Here is an 18,444-nt window from a genome sequence, read left to right as displayed (position 1 = left end):
CTGTAGCACACGCAGCAGGTGAAGGTGCATCACAAGGTGGCGGTTATGAAATGCTGATCATGCTTGGTATGTTTGCGGTTATTTTCTACTTCATGATTTACCGCCCACAAGCCAAACGTGTTAAAGAGCATAAAAGTTTGATGGCCGCCATGACTAAAGGTGATGAAGTGTTAACCAGTGGCGGTTTAGTGGGTAAAATCACTAAAATCGCAGAAGACAGCGATTACATCTCTATCGAACTGAATGTGAACAATGAAATTGTGATCAAAAAAGATTTCATTACAGCGGTGCTACCAAAAGGTACGCTTAAGTCTTTATAACAGCTAAAGGATCCTTGCTGTGCTAAACCGTTATCCGTTATGGAAGTATTTGTTAGTGGTGTTCGCCATCACTCTCTCTGCTTTATATGCACTTCCAAATATTTACGGTGAAGATCCGGCAATTCAAATTACAGGGGCGCGTGGCGCCTCTGTTGATATGTCAACGCTGGATGCTGTCACCAAAGCTCTTGATAAAGAGAGCCTTTCTCATAAATCCATTGCTCTAGAGAATGGATCAATTCTTGTTCGATTTAACGATACCGATACTCAAATCAGTGCGCGTGATGTGGTGAGTGAAGCGTTAGGCAAAGATACAATTGTTGCACTTAACCTTGCTCCTTCAACGCCTTCTTGGTTGGAATCGATTGGCGCGGCACCGATGAAGCTTGGCCTTGATCTGCGTGGTGGTGTTCACTTCTTAATGGAAGTGGATATGGATGCCGCAATGGAAAAATTGATTGGCCAGCAAGAAGAAGCGTTTCGCAGCGAACTGCGTGATGACAAAATTCGCTACCGCGCCATTCGCTCAGTGGGCAATGACCGAGTGGAAGTCACTTTGCGTGACGATGAGCAATTAGAGCAAGCACAGCAAGCATTAACGTCGAAACATCCTGATATGACTTTTACTACGTCTAAGGCTGACGGTCGCTTTGCGCTGATTGCTCAATTTACTGAGCAGCGTTTGCAGGAAGTTCGAAATTACGCCGTTGAGCAGAACATCACGATTTTGCGTAACCGTGTTAACGAATTAGGGGTCGCTGAACCCTTAGTGCAGCGCCAAGGTGCCAGCCGCATTGTGGTTGAGTTACCGGGGGTTCAAGATACTGCTCGTGCTAAAGAGATTCTTGGCGCAACCGCGACTCTTGAGTTTCGTGAAGTTGATGACAAGGCTGATTTAGCCGCCGCGGCTTCTGGTCGTGCTCCTGCTGGGAGTGAAATCAAATCTGATCGTAATGGTCGCCCGGTTGTCTTGAAAAAACGCGTGATTCTAGGTGGTCAAAGTATCACGGATGCCAGCTCTAGCATGGATGAATATGGTCGCCCGCAAGTGAACATTTCGTTAGATAGCGAAGGCGGAAATAAGATGTCGGCGTTCTCTAAAAAGAACATTGGCAAGCTTATGGCAACGGTATTTGCAGAGTACAAAGACAGCGGCCGTCGGACACCTGATGGCAAAGTGATTCTGGATAAGCATGAAGAAGTGATCAACCAAGCAACGATTCAGTCGGCTCTTGGGCGTAACTTCCGTATCACGGGAATTGACTCTGCTGCAGAAGCTCAAAACCTTGCACTTTTACTGCGTGCAGGTGCGTTAATTGCGCCAATCTCTATTGTTGAAGAGCGTACCATTGGTCCATCAATGGGGCAGCAAAATATCGATATGGGCATTCAAGCCTGCATCTGGGGTATGGTTGCGGTGATGCTCTTTACGCTGCTTTACTACCGTGGTTTTGGCTTGATTGCCAATATTGCATTGATGGCGAACCTTGTGCTCATTATTGGTGTGATGTCGATGATCCCAGGGGCGACAATGACCTTGCCGGGTATTGCGGGCATCGTATTGACGGTCGGTATGGCCGTGGATGCTAACGTTCTGATCTTCGAGCGTATTCGTGAAGAGCTCCGTGATGGACGAAACCCACAACAAGCTATCCACCAAGGCTATGCTAACGCGTTCAGTACCATTGCTGATGCCAACATCACTACGTTGATTACGGCAATCATTCTATTTGCTGTGGGTACTGGAGCCATCAAAGGGTTTGCCGTCACACTTTCTATCGGTATTTTAACCTCAATGTTTACCGCTATTATCGGGACTCGCTGTATTGTGAACCTGTTATATGGTGGTAAACGCATTAAAAAATTGTCGATCTAAGGCTAGGAATTACTATGTTTCAGATTCTAAAAGCAGATAAAACGATCGACTTTATGCGTTGGTCTAAATTTGCGTTTTTATTCTCTCTTTTAATGATTGGTGCGTCTATTTTCACTTTATCAACCAAGTGGTTGAACTGGGGACTGGACTTCACCGGCGGTACTTTGATTGAAGTTGGGTTTGAACACCCAGCTAATCTTGAAGATATCCGCAGTGCTTTGGAAGCGAAAGGGTTTGGCGATGCGACGGTGCAGAATTTCGGTTCCGCGCGCGAAGTGATGGTTCGCCTTCGTCCACGTGCGGACATGGTTGGCGAGACGTTAGGCAATCAAATTCTTTCTGCTATTAAAGAGGGGACAGGAAAAAGTGTCGAGATGCGTCGCATTGAGTTCGTTGGCCCGAATGTGGGCGATGAATTAGCTGAAGCAGGAGGCTTAGCTATTTTAGCTTCGCTCATCTGTATTTTGCTTTATGTCTCTGTTCGTTTTGAATGGCGGCTCGCAGCCGGTGCGGTAATGTCATTGGCACACGATGTGATCATCACGCTTGGTATCTTCTCTATCATGCAAATTGAGGTTGATTTAACGATTGTTGCAGCTTTGCTGACCGTTGTCGGTTACTCGCTCAACGATACGATTGTGGTATTTGACCGTATCCGTGAAAACTTCCGTAAATTGCGTAAAGGTGATTCAGCCGAGATCATGAACAGCTCAATTACCCAAACCTTGAGCCGGACTTTGATTACATCGGGAACCACCTTGCTGGTGGTGATCGCACTCTTTGTGCAAGGTGGGGCGAACATACATGGTTTTGCCACTGCTTTACTGCTCGGTATCACCGTGGGTACTTATTCATCTATCTATGTTGCGTCAGCGTTGGCACTGAAATTAGGAATTACCCGTGAGCACCTACTTCCACCTCAAGTGGAAAAAGAGGGTGCGGAGTTCGACGAACTTCCTTAGCAGCCTGAAAGTTTCTTAAATAGCCAAAGCCGCAGAATATTCTGCGGTTTTTTTCTAACCCATCCCACCGCGGTCACTCTCAGTAGCAAAGTATAAAATGAAACTAAAAAAGCCTCGTATATTGCTATACGAGGCTTGAATCAATTTTGACGGTATTGATGGTATTTAGTGCAACTATTTAAGAATAGCGCTGTTACCGTTATCACGAATGTGTTTCAAAATCGCTTTAACACCACGGGCACTTGAACCTACAATGTTGCCCGATTTCATGTATTCAGTACCGCCAGAGAAATCGGTAAGAATAACGCCTGCTTCACGAGCGATCAGCTCGCCAGCGGCTAAATTCCAAGGTCTTAAACCCAGTTCAAAGTAACCATCGACACGGTTTGAAGCTAGGTAACATAAATCAAGCGCAGGAGAACCAGTACGACGGAAATCAGCACATTCAACAAACAGTGCAGACATGATTTTCATGAAAGATTCGGCATGTTGCTTTTGTTTGTATGGGAAACCAGTAGCGAGAATAGTGCCTTGAAGATCTTTTAACTGTTTAACACGAAGGCGTGAGTTGTTTAATTGCGCACCAGCACCACGTTGAGCGGTAAACAGCTCATTGCGCATTGGGTCATAAACACAAGCAACTTCTGTTTTGCCTTTAATGCGAACCGCGATGGAAACGGCGAAGTGGGGTAAACCTTTGACGAAGTTTGTTGTGCCATCCAGTGGGTCGATGATCCATTGAACGTCCTTATCTTTACCGTCGATAAGCCCGTTTTCTTCAGCAACGATACTGTGTTCTGGGTAAGAACTTTTGATTGTATCGATGATCATAGTTTCTGCTTCTTTGTCTACGTTAGTAACAAAGTCATTAGTCCCTTTCTGAGTTGTTTCGATTTTCTCAGTATTTTCTAGTGATTTAGCAATATGGTTACCAGCTTTTCGCGCAGCGCGAATAGCAATGTTTAGCATTGGATGCATACAGTTTTCCCAACGGATGTTAAAGAACGAAAAAGCGGGCAGCAGTATAACAAAGTTTTATTAAAAAGGAAGTGGCTATTTTTTGCTCGGTTGTTCATGTGTAGCTAAAGGACCTGACCATTTTAGTCAGGTTTATGTTAGTATTCTGTCGTTTAAAATAGAGTGGCGTACAACGTAATGCTAGACAATGTAAAAATCATTTTAGTAGGGACATCTCATTCAGGAAATATTGGTTCTGCTGCCCGAGCGATGAAGGTCATGGGACTAAGTAAAATGATTTTGGTTTCGCCTCAATGCGAGGTAGACGCTCAAGCGATCGCTCTAGCTGCTGGAGCAAGCGACATTGCTTTAAATGCGGAGGTCGTGGATACGCTAGAGCAGGCTGTCGCAGATTGTGGCCTGGTGGTTGGGTCAAGTGCACGCTCACGAACTTTAGAATGGCCAATGCTTGAACCACGTGAATGTGGTGAAAAATTGGCGCAAGAAGGGCAGCAATACCCGGTTGCTTTAGTGTTTGGCCGAGAAAAAACCGGGCTGACCAACGATGAACTGCAAAAATGCCATTTTCATGTGTGCATTCCGGCTAATCCTGAATACAGTTCGTTAAACCTTGCTATGGCCGTACAAACATTGAGTTATGAGGTGCGTGTTGCCTATCTAAATAATGAAAAAAAAGGTTATCAAGCCCAGCCAGAAGAAGCGTATCCTCTGCATCACGAATTAGAAATGTTCTATCAGCATCTTGAAAAGGTAATGATACAGACACAGTTTATTTCAAAGGAACAGCCGGGACAGATCATGAATAAACTCCGTCGGCTATTTTCTCGTTCGCGTCCAGAGTCTCAAGAAATCAATATATTACGTGGTGTGTTGACCTCAATTGAGAAGCATCGCAGCAATCAATAATTATCCAGATTAATAATGGGGTTAAATACCTGACTAAATTAGTCAAATAAATACTTGACCTATTTAGTCAGGTATGGAAAAATTCCAACCACATAATCAATGTGGATACGGTGATATGAGACTTACATCTAAAGGAAGATATGCAGTTACAGCCATGTTAGATGTGGCTCTGCATTCGCAACAAACCCCAGTGCCACTGGCGGATATTTCCGAACGGCAAGGCATTTCGCTCTCTTACCTTGAGCAGCTGTTTTCTAAACTGCGTAAAGCGGGGCTAGTTGCTAGTGTACGTGGTCCAGGTGGTGGATACCGCTTAGGTGCAGATGCCTGCTCAATTTCGATTGGTACTGTGATTGCCGCTGTTGATGAATCAGTTGATGCAACAAAATGTAATGGAAGAGCCGACTGCCAAGGTGGTACTCGCTGCTTAACACATACGTTATGGCGAGATCTTAGCTCTCGCATTAGTGACTTTCTGAACAACATTACTCTTGGCGAGTTAATGATTGATAATGAAGTACTAGAAATTTCTGACCGCCAAGGCTTGGGCCTGACGGTGAACCACGGGTTAACTAATAAAAATACCAATACCGTGATTATCGGCTCGGTGCCCGTAGGTCTTAATGCCCGCTCATAGCGGCAATGTTTACATTGGAGTAGAAAATGAAACTGCCTATTTATTTTGACTATTCAGCTACCTGTCCAGTTGACCCTCGCGTGGCTGAAAAGATGGTTCAGTACATGACGATGGATGGTGTTTTGGTAATCCAGCATCGCGATCGCACCGTTATGGCTGGCAGGCAGAAGAAGCCGTAGACACTGCGCGTGAGCAAATTGCTGAACTGCTTAATGCTGATCCTCGCGAAATCGTATTCACGTCCGGTGCGACAGAGTCAGATAACCTCGCGATCAAAGGTGTGGCGCATTTCTATGCCAAGCAAGGTAAGCATATCATTACCTGTAAAACCGAGCATAAAGCGGTGCTTGATCCATGTCGTCAGCTTGAGCGTGAAGGTTATGAAGTGACCTATCTTGAGCCAGAATCGAATGGCTTGATTGATCTAAAAAAATTAGAAGCGGCAATGCGTGATGACACAATTTTGGTGTCGATCATGCACGTGAACAACGAAATTGGCGTAATTCAGGACATCATGGCGATCGGTGAGCTTTGCCGTGAACGCAAGATAATTTTCCACGTAGATGCAGCGCAATCTGCCGGTAAAATTCCCCTTGATGTACAAGAAATGAAAGTGGATCTTATCTCCCTTTCTGCGCATAAAGCGTATGGACCTAAAGGGATTGGCGCATTATATGTTCGCCGTAAACCTCGTATCCGTCTTGAAGCGCAAATGCACGGTGGCGGCCATGAACGTGGTTTCCGTTCAGGCACATTACCAACGCACCAAATCGTAGGTATGGGTGAAGCATTCCGCATTGCTAAGCAAGACATGCAAAAAGATTTTGACCACGCAAAAGCATTGCGTGATCGTCTACTCGCTGGTGTACAAGACATGGAAGCCGTGAGTGTGAATGGCGATTTAGATCAGCGTGTTCCGCACAACCTGAATATTAGTTTTGCCTTTGTTGAAGGCGAATCGCTACTGATGTCTTTAAAAGACTTAGCGGTATCATCAGGTAGTGCTTGTACGTCGGCCAGCTTAGAGCCGTCATATGTACTGCGTGCGCTTGGTTTGAACGATGAAATGGCGCACAGCTCGATTCGTTTCTCATTTGGCCGTTTTACGACCGAAGAAGAAGTGGACTACGCCGTTGAACAAATCCGCGTAGCCGTAAGCAAATTACGTGACATGTCTCCTCTATGGGATATGTATCAAGAGGGTGTGGATTTAAACACCGTTGAATGGGCACATCACTAGTCCTTTAAAAGGCACTGGTTTATTCCCAAGGAAATAGAGGATTAGAGGTAACTATCATGGCATACAGCGAAAAAGTAATTGATCACTATGAAAACCCACGTAATGTTGGCTCTTTTGATAAAGAAGATCCAACCATTGGTAGTGGTATGGTTGGCGCTCCAGCTTGTGGCGACGTAATGAAGCTACAAATTAAAGTGACGCCAGAAGGCATCATTGAAGATGCAAAATTTAAAACCTACGGTTGTGGTAGCGCGATTGCTTCGAGCTCACTGGTTACTGAATGGGTGAAAGGCAAGAGCATTGACGAAGCGGCAGCCATTAAGAACTCTGAAATCGCGGAAGAGCTAGAGCTTCCACCAGTGAAAGTTCACTGTTCGATTTTGGCGGAAGATGCGATCAAAGCTGCCGTTGCCGATTATAAAAAGAAACACCAACAATAATATTAAGGGAGTGAATGATGGTTCACTCCCATAAGTTCAAACTAAGAATCTAAGGTTGTAGTATGGCCATTACCTTAACTGAAACAGCAGCGCATCGCGTTCGAGCATTCCTAGATAACCGAGGCAAAGGCGTAGGTTTACGTCTTGGAGTGAAAACAACAGGCTGCTCGGGTATGGCTTACGTGCTTGAATTCGTTGATGACGTTAACGAAGAAGACGAAGTGTTTGAAGATCATGGTGTCAAAGTGATTATCGATTCGAAAAGCCTCGTCTACCTTGATGGCACACAGCTTGACTATGTCAAAGAAGGGCTAAACGAAGGTTTTGAGTTCAACAACCCGAATGCAAAAAGCGAATGTGGTTGTGGTGAAAGCTTCAACGTGTAACGGATTGGCTTTCGGCGTGACTAGGCTCACTTGAGCCTAGTGTCGAGCACTAGGAGCAATGTGTTAATGAACTATTTTGAATTATTTGGGCTACCAAGTCAGTTTGCACTGGATGGTAGCCTTCTTTCTTCTCAGTTTCGTGCGCTGCAAAAACGGTTTCATCCCGACAATTTTGCCACTGCGTCTGAGCGAGATCGCCTGCTTGCTGTGCAAAACGCCTCACAAATCAATGATGCTTATCAAACATTAAAATCGCCGATCAGTCGCGCAGAATACTTGTTGCTTGAACAAGGCATAGAGTTACGCGCAGAACACCAAACCATGCAAGATCCGCTGTTTTTAATGGAGCAGATGGAGCTGCGAGAAGAGCTTGAAGCCATCGCCTCACAGTCTGATGTTGAAAGTGCGTTATTCGATTTTGAAAACAGAGTCAGCAAGATGTATAAACAGCATCTTACCTTGGTTGAGCAACAACTTAATCATGCTCAATGGAACCTTGCGGCTGATACGGTTCGCAAGCTTAAATTTATTGCCAAGCTCAAAAATGAAATAGAAAGAGTCGAAGAACAGTTACTCGGCTAGTTCGATAATAAGGACCAACCCATGGCATTACTTCAAATTGCAGAACCCGGTCAAAGCTCTGCGCCGCATCAGCATAAACTCGCAGCGGGTATCGACTTGGGGACAACCAACTCATTAGTCGCATCGGTTCGAAGCGGTAATGCGACGACGCTTGCTGATGAACAAGGACGCTCGATCCTCCCTTCGGTGGTCCACTATTCGGCTCAAGAGCGTTGCGTAGGCTTTGATGCCAGAGCACACGCGCAAGTTGATCCTGCCAATACCATCATTTCTGTGAAGCGTTTGATCGGCCGTTCACTGGCTGACATTCAGGCGCGTTATCCCACATTGCCTTATCGCTTCAAAGCCAGTGACAACGGTTTGCCTATTTTGCAAACGGCGCAAGGTAATAAGAACCCGATTCAAGTTTCCGCCGATATTCTTCAATCTCTTGCTCAGCGTGCCGAAGCGTCGTTAGGTGGTGAATTAGCGGGCGTGGTGATTACCGTACCTGCTTACTTTGATGATGCGCAGCGCGTGGGCACCAAAGATGCCGCTCAACTTGCCGGCTTGCACGTACTGCGTTTACTCAATGAACCTACCGCTGCAGCGATTGCCTATGGCTTAGACTCAGCGCAAGAAGGTGTGATTGCGGTTTATGATTTAGGTGGCGGTACGTTTGATATCTCTATCTTACGTTTGTCGAAAGGCGTGTTTGAGGTGCTCGCGACCGGTGGCGATTCCGCGCTCGGTGGTGATGATTTTGACCATTTGATTGCTGACCATTTTTTGAGCCAAATCGGCTTAGCTGAACCGCTCACTGCTGAGCAGCAACGAGCATTGCTTGATGCGGCCACCGAAGCGAAAATTGCCTTATCTGATACCGATAGTGTCGAGGTTTCTGTGCTGGGTTGGCAAGGGCGTTTAACTCGCGATGAGTTTAACCAACTCATCACGCCACTAGTAAAGAAAACCTTACTATCGTGTCGTCGAGCACTCAAAGATGCCGAAATTACTGCAGATGAAGTGTTGGAAGTGGTGATGGTCGGCGGTTCAACTCGTACGCCACTGGTTCGAGATTTAGTCGGTGAGTTTTTTGGTCGCACACCACTAACTAGCATCAACCCTGATGAAGTTGTCGCGATTGGTGCAGCAATTCAAGCCGACATTTTGGTGGGTAATAAACCCGATTCAGAAATGTTACTGCTGGATGTCATTCCCCTGTCGCTGGGTATTGAAACCATGGGTGGCTTAGTGGAAAAAATCATCCCACGTAACACCACCATTCCTGTTGCGAAAGCTCAAGAATTCACCACCTTCAAAGATGGTCAAACAGCCATGAGCATCCATACGGTGCAGGGCGAACGTGAGATGGTAGACGATTGCCGCTCCTTGGCTCGTTTTTCACTAAAAGGTATTCCACCAATGACGGCGGGTGCCGCGCATATCCGCGTAACTTATCAAGTTGATGCAGATGGCTTACTCTCTGTGACAGCGATGGAAAAAAGTACGGGAGTTCAGGCGGAAATTCAAGTTAAGCCCTCGTATGGACTGAGTGATAATGAAGTAGCAAATATGCTGCGAGATTCGATGACGTTTGCCAAACAAGATATGCAGACTCGCGCTCTGGCAGAGCAACGTGTAGAAGCCGATCGTGTAATCGAAGGTTTGATCTCTGCCTTACAGGCCGATGGTGATGAATTGTTATCTGAGTCAGAAAAGCAGATCCTTCTGAATGCAATAGAAGATTTAATTGTGCTGCGTAATGGTGATAGCGCCGATGCCATCGAGCAAGGAATTAAAGAGACAGACAAAGCCAGCCAAGATTTTGCTTCACGCCGTATGGATAAATCCATTCGCAGTGCACTTGCTGGTCAATCGGTAGATGATATTTAAAGAGAAAAATTATGCCTAAGATTATTGTGTTACCTCACCAAGAGCTTTGTCCTGAAGGTGCCGTTCTGGAAGCGCAAGCAGGAGAAACCGTACTGGATGTGGCGCTGAAAAATGGTATCGCTATTGAACATGCGTGTGAAAAATCCTGCGCATGCACGACTTGCCATATTATCGTTCGCGAAGGGTTTGACTCACTTGATGAGAGTGATGAGTTGGAAGATGACATGCTTGATAAAGCGTGGGGTCTTGAACCTGAATCTCGCCTCGGCTGCCAAGCTAGAGTCGCTAACGAAGATTTAGTGGTTGAAATTCCAAAGTACACACTCAATCTGGCTTCTGAAGATCATTAATCCTATTGAGTGTATTAACGCCCGTTCACTGTTTGTAAAAGGAAAGCAAAATGAAATGGACCGATTCTCGTGACATTGCGATCGAGCTTTGTGAGCAATACCCAGACGTAGATCCTAAAAATGTACGTTTTACGGATCTACACCAGTGGGTGATGGAACTGGAAGAGTTTGATGATGAGCCAAACCGTTCCAACGAAAAAATTCTCGAAGCGATTATTCTATGTTGGATGGAAGAGATCGACTAAGACTATTGCTAACATGATCGTTATTCAGTAAAACATCACAGAGTTAACAATTTTAACTAAAAAGAGCGGACCGAATGGTCCGTTTTTTTATCAAGTTGACATTTTGACCCTACAAAATGCTAACATCCCTTGGTTATTTAATCGTAATGGCACAGGTGAGGCCATATTCAGGCAAGGAGAAACCATGTCTACAAAGATGTCCGTATTTATCAGCCAACAAGCTGCCCAGCCTCAGTGGGGAGAAAAGGCGATTGTTTCGTTTTCAGAAAATGGTGCCACAATTCATGCTATTGAGAGTGAGCATGAACTCAGCGCGGTTCAGCGCGCGGCACGTAAGCTTGATGGGCAAGCTATCAGAGCTATCAGCCTACAAGGTGACGGTTGGCACTTAGAAAATATTTGGGCTTTCTACCAAGGTTATCGTGAAGCGAAAAAACTCAACACACTAGAATGGCAACCACTGAGTGAGTCAGATCAAGCCGAGTTAGAATATCGTATTAAAGCGACGGAATGGACGCGCGATATCATCAATAAAAGCGCCGAAGAAGTCGCTCCGCGTCAGTTAGCGACCATGGCGGCTGAGTTCATCAAATCGCTAGCCCCTGAGCATGTCAGCTACCGTATTGTCAAAGATAAAGATCTACTCACCGAAGGTTGGGAAGGTATTTATGCGGTTGGTCGCGGCTCCGAGCGTACGTCAGCCATGCTGCAACTCGATTACAATCCGACAGGAAAAGAAAGTGCTCCTGTTTTTGCTTGCTTAATTGGCAAAGGCATTACTTTTGATTCTGGTGGTTACAGTTTAAAAACGTCCAACTTTATGTCGGCGATGAAAGCAGATATGGGGGGCGCTGCAACGATCACCGGTGGCCTTGGTTTGGCTATCATGCGTGGTTTTAATAAACGTGTGAAACTCATTTTGTGTTGTGCAGAAAATATGGTTTCCGGACGCGCCTTGAAACTGGGTGATATCATCACTTATAAAAACGGCACCACAGTTGAAATAATGAACACCGATGCAGAAGGCCGCCTAGTGTTGGCCGATGGCTTGATTTATGCCAACGAGCAAAAACCACAGCTTATTATTGATTGCGCGACATTAACGGGTGCCGCCAAAAATGCACTCGGCAATGATTACCATGCACTGCTGAGCTTTGATGAGAGCTTATCACAGCAGGCATTGGTGGCAGCTCACCAAGAGAAAGAAGGCTTATGGCCTCTGCCTTTGGCTGAGTTTCATCGCTCTATGTTACCTTCAAGCTTTGCGGATCTCTCTAACATCAGCTCAGGTGATTATTCACCGGGAGCAAGTACCGCAGCGGCCTTCCTCTCTTACTTTGTTGAAGATTACAAAAAAGGGTGGCTGCACTTTGATTGCGCTGGTACTTACCGCAAATCAGCAAGCGATAAATGGGCCGCAGGTGCAACGGCGATGGGGGTGCGTACATTAGCACGCATTTTGACCGACCAAGCTCAATAATGAAAAACCGCTCAACTCTCTGTTTTGGGCGGTTCACTATAACTAAAAAAACAAAAGAAAAAGGATAACCTTATGGCTCTAGAAAGAACATTTTCTATCATTAAACCCGATGCGGTAGAACGTAACTTGATTGGTGAAATCTATCACCGTATCGAAAAATCAGGTTTGCGTATTATCGCCGCGAAAATGGTACATTTGAACGAAGAGCAAGCGAGCGGCTTTTATGCTGAGCATGAAGGCAAAGCGTTTTTTCCAGCACTAAAAGAATTTATGACCTCAGGGCCGATCATGGCTCAAGTGCTTGAAGGTGAAGATGCTATTGCTCGTTACCGCGAATTAATGGGTAAAACTAACCCAGAAGAAGCGGCATGTGGAACCATTCGTGCTGATTACGCATTAAGCATGCGCCATAACTCAGTTCATGGCAGTGATAGTCCTGAATCGGCGGCACGTGAAATCGCTTTTTTCTTCCCTGAATCAGAGATTTTCTCTCGTTAATCTTGGCGTTTTCTATCCCAAATTCTTTCGATTAAGGCCTCACGTTGTGAGGCTTTTTTATACTCGTATGATTGGGAACTGTAGAGTAAAAACAATCCGACAAGCATTGAATGACTTAGTAATTGAAGGGTTGTACAACCCTTGTTGTTACTGCATAAAGGCTGTACAATTCGCGCCCTTATTTATTGTTTCCGTCGTTGAGAGGCCACATGACTATTGAAAAAGTCAATCTGCTTGATTTTGATCGCCAAGGTCTGCGTAAATTTTTTGCTGAAGAGCTCAGTGAAAAAGCGTTCCGCGCTGATCAGGTCATGAAGTGGATCTACCATTTTGGTTGTGATGACTTCGAACAAATGACCAATATCAACAAGAAACTGCGTGAGCAACTGCAACAACGCTGTGAAATTCGCGCGCCGATCGTTTCACAAGCACAACACTCGTCTGATGGTACGATTAAATGGGCGATGCGTGTTGGCGATCAAGATGTTGAAACGGTTTACATCCCAGAGGAAGACCGAGCGACTTTGTGCGTCTCTTCCCAAGTTGGCTGTGCTCTGGAATGCAAATTCTGTTCAACGGCTCAGCAAGGTTTTAACCGTAACCTCAAAGTGTCTGAAATTATCGGGCAAGTTTGGCGCGCAGCGAGAGAAATTGGCCTTGAGAAAGAGACGGGTCGTCGTCCGATTACTAACGTAGTAATGATGGGGATGGGCGAGCCTTTGCTCAACATGAAAAACTTGATCCCAGCGTTAGAGATCATGCTGGATGATTTAGGTTTTGGCTTGTCAAAACGTCGTGTCACCGTGTCCACTTCGGGCGTGGTTTCTGGTCTTGATCAAATGACAGGGCAAATCGATGTTGCATTAGCGATTTCATTGCATGCACCCAATGACAAATTACGCAGCGAAATTATGCCGATCAATGATCGCTGGGATATTCAAGATTTCTTAGCCTCAGTGCGTCGTTATATCGCCACTTCAAATGCAAACCGTGGCAAGGTTACGGTGGAATATGTGTTGCTGGATCATGTCAATGATGATATGGACCACGCGCACGAATTGGCTAAGTTGATGAAAGGCACGCCGTGCAAAATTAACCTGATCCCATTTAACCCTTATCCCGGTTCACCTTATAAAAAACCGAGTAATTCACGTATTGACCGTTTTCAAAAAACACTGATGCAGTATGAACACACAGTGACGGTGCGTAAAACTCGTGGTGATGATATTGATGCCGCTTGTGGGCAGCTAGTCGGTGATGTGATTGATAGAACCAAACGGACCAAAATGAAACAAATGGGTGGCGATGTCATTCCTGTCAAATCGGTCTAAATCGGATGATAAAGCAAAGCCAGAGATCCCTCTGGCTTTGTGCATTTTTACCATTTGAAATAATTTTCCGCGATTTTGACGTCAATTTTATGAAAAATATTGACCTAGCTGTAATTTCTTTCCTAAAGCCATGTTGTTTAACGTCAAATATCCATTAGAATTGCTAACTGACGTAATGTTAAATTTGAACTGTCGCCTGCATCAATGAATGCAAATTTTTCACCGTGTTGGAATGCACCATTTTATTACTACGAACTAATAACAATAAAAGTGATGACGGTGCCATTCGAGCCATAACATAATGAGATGTACAAAACGGATGACTACTGAACAAGAACAGATTATTGCAGATGTAAAAACAGACACGGTGCAACCCGGTACTTTATTAAAGGCAAAGCGTGAAGCGTTGGGATTAACGCAAAAGCAAGTTGCCGATAGGTTGCGGTTACGTCTCTCTATCATTCAGAGTTTAGAAGAGAATAACTTCGCCTCGGACCAAGTGGCGACGTTTACTCGCGGTTATTTACGTTCCTATGCGAAGGCCGTCGGGATCAAAGAGTCAGTTATTTTAGCTTCCTTTGATGATTGCTATCCTACGGTTGTCGCTGAACAACCGATGCAAAGTTTTTCGAAGAAAACCAAGCGAGAGAAACACGATAGCCGTATTATGACGCTGACATGGGGTATTTTTGCCATCATTATTGGTATTTCCTCATTATGGTGGTGGCAAAACCAAGAACAAGAGAATGTTGTGGTTGAGAGTTCACCATCAATCACTTCGACATCGGTTGAACGTTTGCGAGATGAGGATTTCACGACCGTTCCTGAATTAGTACCTACGGTTGACGAATCTCAAGTAGAAGCAGAAGCGGTGGATGCCCCTGTAGAAATCAACACTCAGGCTGCAGAACTTATCCCTTCACCTGAAGATGATACAGCCGAAGCCGACCTGAGTGCGAGCGACGATCCTGTATTGGATAAGACGCCACCGCAGGATGCAACGAATCCATACGCTCCTCTAACGCTCACATTCAGCGCAGATTGTTGGATTCAGGTGAAAGATGCAGCAGGCAAAACCCTTTCCACTGGGATTAAAAAATCAGGGCAAACCATAACCTTGCAAGGTGAAGCTCCGTTTCAAATCATTCTTGGCGCGCCTGAAAGCGTTTCAATGACATTTGCAAGTGAACCTGTAGACCTTTCTGGGTATACTTCCGGTAAAGTCGCTCGATTCACCTTACCTTAGAAAATACTATGCAACACGAATCTCCAATTAAGCGTCGTTCATCGACGCGTATTTATGTCGGTAATGTGCCCATCGGTGATGGTGCTCCTATTGCTGTTCAATCTATGACCAACACGCGCACTACCGATGTTGCGGCAACGGTCGCTCAAATTAAAGCGTTAGAAAAAGTCGGGGCTGATATCGTACGAGTCTCTGTACCGACAATGGACGCGGCAGAAGCGTTCAAGTTGATAAAACAGCAAGTATCCATCCCGCTGGTGGCTGACATCCATTTTGATTACCGCATTGCGTTGAAAGTCGCCGAATATGGCGTTGATTGCTTGCGTATCAACCCTGGTAACATTGGCAACGAAGAACGTATTCGCGCCGTGGTCGATTGCGCACGTGACAAGAACATACCCATTCGGATTGGCGTGAATGGTGGGTCGCTCGAAAAAGAGATCCAAATGAAATATGGTGAGCCAACACCGGCCGCTTTAGTCGAGTCAGCGATGCGTCATGTCGATATTCTTGAAAGACTCAACTTTGATCAATTCAAAGTCAGCGTTAAAGCATCGGATGTTTTTCTCGCCGTTGATTCCTACCGTCTACTGGCTAAACAGATTGCCCAACCTCTGCATCTTGGTATTACGGAAGCAGGAGGCGCAAGAGCCGGTGCAGTTAAATCGGCAGTGGGCTTAGGTATGCTGCTTGCCGAAGGCATCGGTGATACGCTGCGTATTTCACTGGCTGCGGATCCGATCGAAGAGATCAAGGTCGGCTTTGATATTCTTAAATCGCTGCGTATTCGCTCGCGAGGCATTAACTTCATCGCTTGTCCAAGCTGTTCACGTCAAGAGTTTGATGTGATCGCCACAGTCAATGCGTTAGAGCAACGTTTGGAAGATATTTTGACACCTATGGATGTCTCGATCATCGGTTGCGTGGTTAATGGCCCAGGTGAAGCTGAAGCTTCTCATCTTGGTTTGGCTGGCAGCAACAAGAAAAGTGCATTCTACGAAGACGGCGTCCGCCAGAAAGAGCGTTTTGATAACGATGATCTGGTCAGCCAACTCGAAGCGAAAATTCGCGCGAAGGCCTCTATTCTCGATGAGAAGAACCGAATCAACGTGACTCAAATCGAACAAAATTAATCTCAACGACCTTACGGTAAGTATTGTGGCAAAAACAATTCAAGCAATTCGAGGCATGAACGACTGCCTCCCAACTCAGTCTCCACTTTGGCAAAAAGTGGAAGGCATAGTGAAAAACGTGATTAGTGCATATGGCTACAATGAAGTACGTATGCCTATCGTTGAGATGACACATCTATTTAGCCGTGCGATCGGTGAAGTGACCGATGTGGTTGAAAAAGAGATGTATTCTTTTGAAGATCGCAATGGTGACAGTTTATCGCTTCGCCCTGAGGGTACCGCAGGTTGTGTCCGTTCTGGTATCGAAAATGGTTTGCTCTATAACCAAGAGCAACGTTTATGGTACATGGGGCCTATGTTCCGTCATGAACGTCCGCAAAAAGGGCGCTACCGTCAATTCCACCAATGTGGGGTTGAAGTGTTTGGCCTGGATGGCCCTGATGTTGATGCCGAGCTGATTATGATGACCGCGCGTTTGTGGCGTGAATTGGGCATCGAAAAACATGTTCGTTTGGAACTGAACTCAATTGGTTCTCTTGAAGCGCGTGCCAATTACCGCACCGCTTTGATTGACTATTTAGAGCAGCATCAAGAGGTGTTGGATGAAGATGCCAAACGTCGCATGTACACCAACCCACTGCGTGTACTCGATACTAAAAATCCAGATATTCAAGCGATTTTAGGTGACGCACCCAAATTGTCTGAGTATCTAGATGAAGAATCGAAGCAACATTTTGCAGGCTTATGTGAACTTCTTACTGCTGCGGGTATCGAATACCAAGTTAACGAGCGCTTGGTGCGCGGCCTAGACTACTACAACCGCACCGTATTTGAGTGGATCACTGAAAGCTTAGGTGCTCAGGGTACGGTTTGTGGCGGTGGACGTTATGATGGCTTGGTAGAACAACTGGGTGGCAAAGCGACACCAGCAGTAGGTTTTGCCATGGGGTTAGAGCGCTTAGTGCTGATGATGGAAACACTGGAACTGACCGACGTGCGTCGCAGTGTCGATGTGTACATGGTCAGTGCGGGTGAAGGCACTATGATGGCAGCAATGAAACTTGCTGAGCAGTTGCGTGAACAGGTTCCGGGGCTGCGTGTTATGAACCATTTTGGTGGTGGTAACTTCAAAAAACAATTTAAACGTGCTGATAAAGTGGGGGCTGCGGTGGCTTTGGTATTAGGCGAAGATGAAGTCGCAGAAAGCACAGTAGTTCTCAAAGATCTTATCGGTGGTGAACAAATTACGATTTCTCAAACTGAAGTCGCGAGCAAACTGACGCATCTTGTGTAAGCAAGCGCATTTGAGACATCTATTAAAGAGGACAGGAAGTGGAACTCTACGATACTGAAGAACAACAAGTTGAAGCGATAAAAGATTGGTGGAAAGAGAACGGTAAAGCCGTGATCTTTGGTGCTGTAATTGGCCTTGGTGGCTTGTTTGGTTGGCGTTACTACCAAGATAGCGTTATTGCTGCGCAAGAAGCCGCTTCTGAAAGTTATAGCAAAGCGGTAACTCAGTTAGCTGCAAAAGGCGCAGAAGCAGAGATGGTTGTTGAGAGCTTTATTGATAGTAATAAAGGTACAGAATATGCCGTCTTAGCCGCACTACAACTTGCAAAAGTTCAAGTAGAAGCGGGTCAAATTGATGAAGCTTTAGCGCAGCTTGAATGGGCAAAAGCAAACACCAAAGATGATGCTATTCTACCGTTAGCGACCTATCGCGTGGCCCGTATTAAAGCGGAACAAGGCCAGTTTGATGCCGCCTTAGCTGATCTTACGACCATCACAGAGAAAGGGTGGGCGGGACGCATTGCGGAACGGCGTGGTGATATCTCACTGCGTAAAGGCGACACGGACGCGGCTTATGCGGCATACACGGAAGCACAACAAGCTGACGATGCAAGCCAAACGCTACAGATGAAACTGGACGATCTTGCCAAATAAGGGCACAAGTTG

Annotated in this window: 19 protein-coding genes and 1 pseudogene; 19 read left to right on the top strand and 1 reads right to left on the bottom strand. The window is 45.7% G+C overall.

Going from position 1 to position 18,444, the window contains the following annotated elements; genetic code table 11:
• From yajC to secF, 3 genes are all read left to right on the top strand, one after another.
• On the top strand, positions 1-320 hold a 320-nt coding region (yajC, locus tag AACQ21_RS07670), incomplete at its 5' end, for a preprotein translocase subunit YajC (protein WP_105976449.1).
• 19 nt (positions 321-339) lie between these two features.
• Entirely contained in the window at positions 340-2,196 is a 1,857-nt protein-coding gene (gene secD / locus AACQ21_RS07665; protein WP_017044259.1) for a protein translocase subunit SecD, read from the top strand.
• A gap of 14 nt (positions 2,197-2,210) precedes the next feature.
• Positions 2,211-3,158 (top strand): protein translocase subunit SecF, encoded by a 948-nt coding sequence (gene secF, locus AACQ21_RS07660; protein WP_013857503.1) that lies wholly within the window; start codon positions 2,211-2,213, stop codon positions 3,156-3,158.
• 174 nt (positions 3,159-3,332) lie between these two features.
• Here the strand turns inward: secF and suhB are convergent, their stop codons facing one another.
• Positions 3,333-4,136: an inositol-1-monophosphatase gene (gene suhB / locus AACQ21_RS07655; protein ID WP_013857502.1), complete on the bottom strand. Its 804-nt coding sequence runs from the start codon at positions 4,134-4,136 to the stop codon at positions 3,333-3,335.
• Positions 4,137-4,313: 177 nt separating this feature from the next.
• Between suhB and trmJ the strand changes: the two genes are divergently transcribed.
• The 16 genes and pseudogenes from trmJ to AACQ21_RS07575 all read left to right on the top strand — a co-directional run bounded on the left by trmJ (position 4,314) and on the right by AACQ21_RS07575 (position 18,432).
• The gene (gene trmJ, locus AACQ21_RS07650; RefSeq protein WP_026027699.1) at positions 4,314-5,042 is read left to right on the top strand and encodes a tRNA (cytosine(32)/uridine(32)-2'-O)-methyltransferase TrmJ; all 729 of its coding nucleotides are present in this window, start codon (positions 4,314-4,316) and stop codon (positions 5,040-5,042) included.
• Between the two features lie 115 nt (positions 5,043-5,157).
• Entirely contained in the window at positions 5,158-5,679 is a 522-nt protein-coding gene (iscR, locus tag AACQ21_RS07645; RefSeq protein ID WP_026027698.1) for a Fe-S cluster assembly transcriptional regulator IscR, read from the top strand.
• Positions 5,680-5,705: 26 nt separating this feature from the next.
• Positions 5,706-6,919: pseudogene (locus tag AACQ21_RS07640) on the top strand (IscS subfamily cysteine desulfurase).
• A gap of 56 nt (positions 6,920-6,975) precedes the next feature.
• On the top strand, positions 6,976-7,359 hold the full coding sequence (gene iscU / locus AACQ21_RS07635; protein ID WP_010320409.1) for a Fe-S cluster assembly scaffold IscU: 384 nt from the start codon (positions 6,976-6,978) through the stop codon (positions 7,357-7,359).
• Between the two features lie 62 nt (positions 7,360-7,421).
• The gene (gene iscA, locus AACQ21_RS07630) at positions 7,422-7,745 is read left to right on the top strand and encodes an iron-sulfur cluster assembly protein IscA (protein ID WP_010320408.1); all 324 of its coding nucleotides are present in this window, start codon (positions 7,422-7,424) and stop codon (positions 7,743-7,745) included.
• Positions 7,746-7,811: 66 nt separating this feature from the next.
• On the top strand, positions 7,812-8,327 hold the full coding sequence (hscB, locus tag AACQ21_RS07625; protein WP_026029095.1) for a co-chaperone HscB: 516 nt from the start codon (positions 7,812-7,814) through the stop codon (positions 8,325-8,327).
• A 21-nt stretch (positions 8,328-8,348) separates the two neighbouring features.
• Complete coding sequence (gene hscA / locus AACQ21_RS07620; RefSeq protein WP_105976448.1) at positions 8,349-10,202, top strand: Fe-S protein assembly chaperone HscA; 1,854 nt, start codon at positions 8,349-8,351, stop codon at positions 10,200-10,202.
• Between the two features lie 11 nt (positions 10,203-10,213).
• Entirely contained in the window at positions 10,214-10,552 is a 339-nt protein-coding gene (gene fdx, locus AACQ21_RS07615) for an ISC system 2Fe-2S type ferredoxin (protein ID WP_010320405.1), read from the top strand.
• Between the two features lie 50 nt (positions 10,553-10,602).
• Positions 10,603-10,797, top strand: a complete 195-nt coding sequence (iscX, locus tag AACQ21_RS07610) for a Fe-S cluster assembly protein IscX (protein WP_010320404.1) — start codon at positions 10,603-10,605, stop codon at positions 10,795-10,797.
• A gap of 184 nt (positions 10,798-10,981) precedes the next feature.
• Positions 10,982-12,277 carry an aminopeptidase PepB gene (pepB, locus tag AACQ21_RS07605; protein ID WP_026028095.1) on the top strand — a complete coding sequence of 432 codons (1,296 nt, stop codon included), beginning with the start codon at positions 10,982-10,984 and terminating at the stop codon, positions 12,275-12,277.
• A 72-nt stretch (positions 12,278-12,349) separates the two neighbouring features.
• Positions 12,350-12,775 carry a nucleoside-diphosphate kinase gene (gene ndk, locus AACQ21_RS07600; RefSeq protein ID WP_013857494.1) on the top strand — a complete coding sequence of 142 codons (426 nt, stop codon included), beginning with the start codon at positions 12,350-12,352 and terminating at the stop codon, positions 12,773-12,775.
• A 209-nt stretch (positions 12,776-12,984) separates the two neighbouring features.
• Positions 12,985-14,106 carry a bifunctional tRNA (adenosine(37)-C2)-methyltransferase TrmG/ribosomal RNA large subunit methyltransferase RlmN gene (locus AACQ21_RS07595; RefSeq protein ID WP_026028096.1) on the top strand — a complete coding sequence of 374 codons (1,122 nt, stop codon included), beginning with the start codon at positions 12,985-12,987 and terminating at the stop codon, positions 14,104-14,106.
• A gap of 301 nt (positions 14,107-14,407) precedes the next feature.
• Positions 14,408-15,352 carry a cytoskeleton protein RodZ gene (gene rodZ / locus AACQ21_RS07590; RefSeq protein WP_105976447.1) on the top strand — a complete coding sequence of 315 codons (945 nt, stop codon included), beginning with the start codon at positions 14,408-14,410 and terminating at the stop codon, positions 15,350-15,352.
• Positions 15,353-15,360: 8 nt separating this feature from the next.
• Positions 15,361-16,485: a flavodoxin-dependent (E)-4-hydroxy-3-methylbut-2-enyl-diphosphate synthase gene (ispG, locus tag AACQ21_RS07585; protein WP_010320399.1), complete on the top strand. Its 1,125-nt coding sequence runs from the start codon at positions 15,361-15,363 to the stop codon at positions 16,483-16,485.
• 25 nt (positions 16,486-16,510) lie between these two features.
• Positions 16,511-17,779 (top strand): histidine--tRNA ligase, encoded by a 1,269-nt coding sequence (gene hisS, locus AACQ21_RS07580; RefSeq protein ID WP_105976446.1) that lies wholly within the window; start codon positions 16,511-16,513, stop codon positions 17,777-17,779.
• A gap of 38 nt (positions 17,780-17,817) precedes the next feature.
• Positions 17,818-18,432, top strand: a complete 615-nt coding sequence (locus tag AACQ21_RS07575; RefSeq protein WP_105976445.1) for a YfgM family protein — start codon at positions 17,818-17,820, stop codon at positions 18,430-18,432.
• Positions 18,433-18,444 lie beyond the last annotated feature (12 nt).

Origin of the sequence: Vibrio sp. V01_P9A10T6 (assembly GCF_963877065.1) — a bacterium.
Taxonomy (GTDB): Bacteria; Pseudomonadota; Gammaproteobacteria; order Enterobacterales; family Vibrionaceae; genus Vibrio; species Vibrio anguillarum.
Note: the sequence above shows the minus strand (reverse complement) of the source record. Positions and strands in the feature narration are given on the sequence as shown.